Source organism: Bacillus sp. ISL-75 (assembly GCF_018613095.1).
Genome location: NZ_JAGGQX010000098.1, coordinates 1 through 3,827 on the forward strand (window position 1 = coordinate 1; position 3,827 = coordinate 3,827).

4 protein-coding genes are annotated in these 3,827 nt (G+C 38.4%); all 4 read right to left on the reverse strand.

The window, feature by feature from the left end:
• Nucleotides 1–338 precede the first annotated feature (338 nt).
• Genes J7E63_RS29035 through J7E63_RS29050 form a run of 4 tightly spaced genes read right to left on the reverse strand, consistent with a single transcriptional unit; the run spans nucleotide 339 to nucleotide 3,741 of the window.
• Nucleotides 339–1,775, reverse strand: a complete 1,437-nt coding sequence (locus J7E63_RS29035) for a glycoside hydrolase family 1 protein (protein WP_215018793.1) — start codon at nucleotides 1,773–1,775, stop codon at nucleotides 339–341.
• Complete coding sequence (locus J7E63_RS29040) at nucleotides 1,768–2,130, reverse strand: PTS sugar transporter subunit IIA (protein WP_215018794.1); 363 nt, start codon at nucleotides 2,128–2,130, stop codon at nucleotides 1,768–1,770. Before J7E63_RS29040 ends, J7E63_RS29035 begins: the two co-directional genes overlap by 8 nt.
• Nucleotides 2,131–2,153: 23 nt before the next feature.
• A complete protein-coding gene (locus tag J7E63_RS29045; protein WP_215018796.1) occupies nucleotides 2,154–3,404 on the reverse strand; it encodes a PTS sugar transporter subunit IIC in 1,251 nt (416 codons plus the stop codon).
• A gap of 28 nt (nucleotides 3,405–3,432) precedes the next feature.
• Nucleotides 3,433–3,741, reverse strand: a complete 309-nt coding sequence (locus tag J7E63_RS29050; RefSeq protein ID WP_215018798.1) for a PTS sugar transporter subunit IIB — start codon at nucleotides 3,739–3,741, stop codon at nucleotides 3,433–3,435.
• Nucleotides 3,742–3,827: the final 86 nt, after the last annotated feature.

Here is a 3,827-nt window from a genome sequence, read left to right on the forward strand (position 1 = left end):
TCCTACCTGCGGAGCCATTTTTTTGAAGCGAAGGACGGTTTGCCTGTTCCTTATTAAACATATCGAAATCATTTAATATAATAACAGCCACCTTTAAGAAAGTAATTATTTCTTAAAGGTGGCTTTTTTATGTCTAAATAGAGATTGTTTAAAAAGGGCTGTTACTAGAGTGTAAGCAGGCGCCTTCATAAGGGGAAATAATGGTTGTTTAAGCTGCCTGTATTGTTTTTCGGTGGAGCTATACTGTAATTTTAAGCCGAATTAAAAACAAGGACAGACATTCATTTATCCGTCCTTGTTTATTAATTTGCAGTACATTATTGTTTACTTCGTCCTAACTACTTCAAATCTTCTCCCTTCGTCTCAATGACTTTTTTATACCAATGATAGCTGTCTTTCAACAAGCGTTTCTTGCTGCCTTTACCATAATCATCTTGATCTACATAAATAAAGCCGTAGCGTTTAGACATTTCAGATGATGAACAGCTGATAATATCGATAGGCCCCCAAGCGTAGTAACCACGTAGGTCCACACCGTCTTTGATTGCTTCTTTCATTTGTTCGATGTGTGCACGGTAGTAGTCAATACGGTAAGGGTCGTGTATTTCTCCATTTTCTAATTGGTCATAGTAGCCAACACCGTTTTCTGTGATGTATATTGGACATTGATAACGGTCGTAGAACAGGTTAAGAAATGTTCTTAAACCCACTGGGTCGATTGACCATCCCCAAGGGTTTGCATCTAATTGTGGGTTACGGTGGTCTTCATTTCCATTTGCAAAACTTTCTGCATCACAAATCCGGGTATAGTAGTAAGAGAATGACATAAAGTCAGCTGTATTTTTCAACGCTTCTTCATCACCTTCGCCGAATACAACGTTGATGCCAATATCGTCAAAATATCTGAATGCGTATCCAGGATAGTACCCACGCAGCAATACATCTGAATAGAAATACTCCATTTGATTATGACGGACAGTAGCTAATACATCTTCTGGTTTTGGAGTTGCTGCATAAGTAGGACCGCCACATAACATCATTCCGATTTCTAAATCTGGATAGTTGTCATGAGCGTATTTGGTTGCGTACCCACACGCAACCATTTCATTGTGAACACCCTGATATTTTGCTTCAAGCAGGTTTTCGACTTTATCTTCTGCAATTCCTAGATGGTTAAAGGATTCATGCACGATTAAGTTAATTTGGTTCACGATTATCCAGTGTTTCACCTTTTCGTGGTAACGATCAAACAATACTTTACAGTAACGAGTGAAGAAATCGATCATTTCACGGGAATACCAGCCTTTATACTCGGTTGTTAAGTATAAAGGCATTTCATAATGAGAGATGGTAATCATCGGAACCATTCCGTTCTTAATGATTTCATCAAATAAGTCATCGTAGAACTGTAAACCTGTTTCATTCGGTTCTACTTCATCGCCTTTAGGGAAGATGCGTGTCCAGGCAACAGAAGTTCTAAATGTTTTCAGTCCCATTCCAGCTAATAATTTTAAATCTTCTTTGTACGTATGATAGAAGTCGATGCCCCATCGTTTAGGAAAAACTCGATCGGTGCTTTTTAAGGCTTCTTCAATGTACTGCGTATCAATTTCGAGGTTTGTTTTTTTCTCAATCGGAATGTCGGCACGGAATTCGTTAATATCCGCTACGCTTAATCCTTTTCCGCCAATGTCATAAGCGCCTTCCGCCTGGTTAGCAGCAATAGCACCACCCCATAAAAAGCCTTCAGGAAAACCTGTTGGTACTTTACTCATGGTCATTCTCCTTTCCTGCTATTTCTAATTTTGTTAACCTAGCGTCATACGCTTCAAAAATCTTAATCATTCGTTTCGCAATGTTAATTTCACTATAAATAGTCATTAATGTATCTTGGGCGTGGGCGAAGAGCACAGAATAATCACCAGTTTCACCTTGTGTTTCCACTGAAATCGCATCTGTTTGAATCCGATGGGCTTTGACGATTTCGTCATTTGCTAGTTTCATTTGCTCTTTGGCTTTTTCAAAATCACTACTTTCAATCGCTTTTAACACATTCATACAATGAACGCGTGCATCTCCAGCATGGAGAATAATCTGCATGGCATTCTCAGCGGTTTTTTCAGAAATCATAGTTTAATATCTCCTCAAAATCATTATTTTGCTTGTCTTAATTCGGTTTTCACATCATTTTCTTCGTTTTTCATTTCTTGCTTTTCATATACCTTAAAGAATGGATACCAAATGAGAGACGCTGTAATCACACAGACAAGCATCAGGATAATACCGGAAAATGTACCTGTTGTAATCCAAGTTGAAATCGGGAAAGGAACATACCATAAATCAAATACAATTTTTGGAATCGGAGCAAAGTGAATGACCTTTGTGAAAATCCAAATAATGATTGGCAGGACAATTCCGATAATCCACATTGGGAACATCATGATGGGGTTCCAGGCAATCGCCCCAAATACGACTGGCTCATTAATATTGAAAATACTAGGAGTAATACTGGCTCGGCCAAGTGCTTTGAGTTTCGCATTTTTCGAAAAAGCTAGCATGATAACTAATGGTAATGTAGTGCCGATGCCTCCAACCCACAGGTAAGCCGAATACATCGTTTCAGAAGTTACAAGATTTGAGGCTCCAGCAGTAGCATTCGCTGTAATCGCAGCTAAAAGAACAGGCTTTGTTACTGGAGTCAGCACCCAAGTGGAAATTCCCATTGTGTATAAGAAACAGGTAATAAACATGATCAACGGGAAGCCCCAAGGTGATTCCATTACTTTTGCCAGAGGCATAAATATCTTCAAAATTGAGTTGTATAAATCAAAGCCAGCAATGTCAACAACTAACCACGTTGCCACAATCACAACCGCAATAGGAAGCATCGCATCAAACCAAGCGCGGACAAAATCAGGAATAACGGACTCTTCTTTAAAGAACGAGAATGATCCGAACAGTCCCATAATCCAGCCGGTAAATACACCAGCCACGATAGCGACGAACATACCGCCAGAACCTAATGATGCATGACTAAAACCAACCGTTTTATCTGCAATGACTTGAGGTGAAATAATAATTAAGAAAGTGATAAGACCAGTACACCCAGCAATCATACGTTGCTTACGCATACGTTTCTTTTCCATTAAGTTAAATGGAATTAGGAAAGAAACAAATAGGGATAACAACCCCATTGTCCAACCGAACAGTGTCCAGAAATTAGGGTAGTTCTTAATGTGGAATACATCACCAGGGATGGTTAATAAACAAAATAAAGAACCTAATAAGATAAATGGAAGTAGTTGCATAATGGAATCTTTTAGGGTTACGACCCATACATTAAGATTAATTTTGTTCATTTTTGGCGCGAAGTCTTTTTCAAGCCAATTAATTAGTTTCTCCATTCTTTTAACGCACCTCGCTTCGAAATAATTAGAATTCCTTTAATAAATCTTCTAAAGCAGCCTCTCCATCTAAGGTAGAATAGTAGGAAGGCTTCATTAATAAAACTTTCACATCAGCATCACCGATATAATCCTCGATTTCGTCTAAGATATAGGCTAAGTGAGGACCTACCATTAAGGCATCGATCTCATCAATGTAATTTTCAATTTCTGCCTCACCGCGTGCTTTAATGTTAATATCAAGGTTACGTTTCGCAGCAGCCTTCCGAATATTTGATGCCATAAAACCAGAACTTGCCCCAGATCCACATACTAGTAACACATTTAATTTTTCCATGAAAATAACTCCTCCATTCAATTGATAGCGTTTTCTTTTCTACAACCCTACTATAAAATTAATATTGGAATCTTTCCAATAATCCT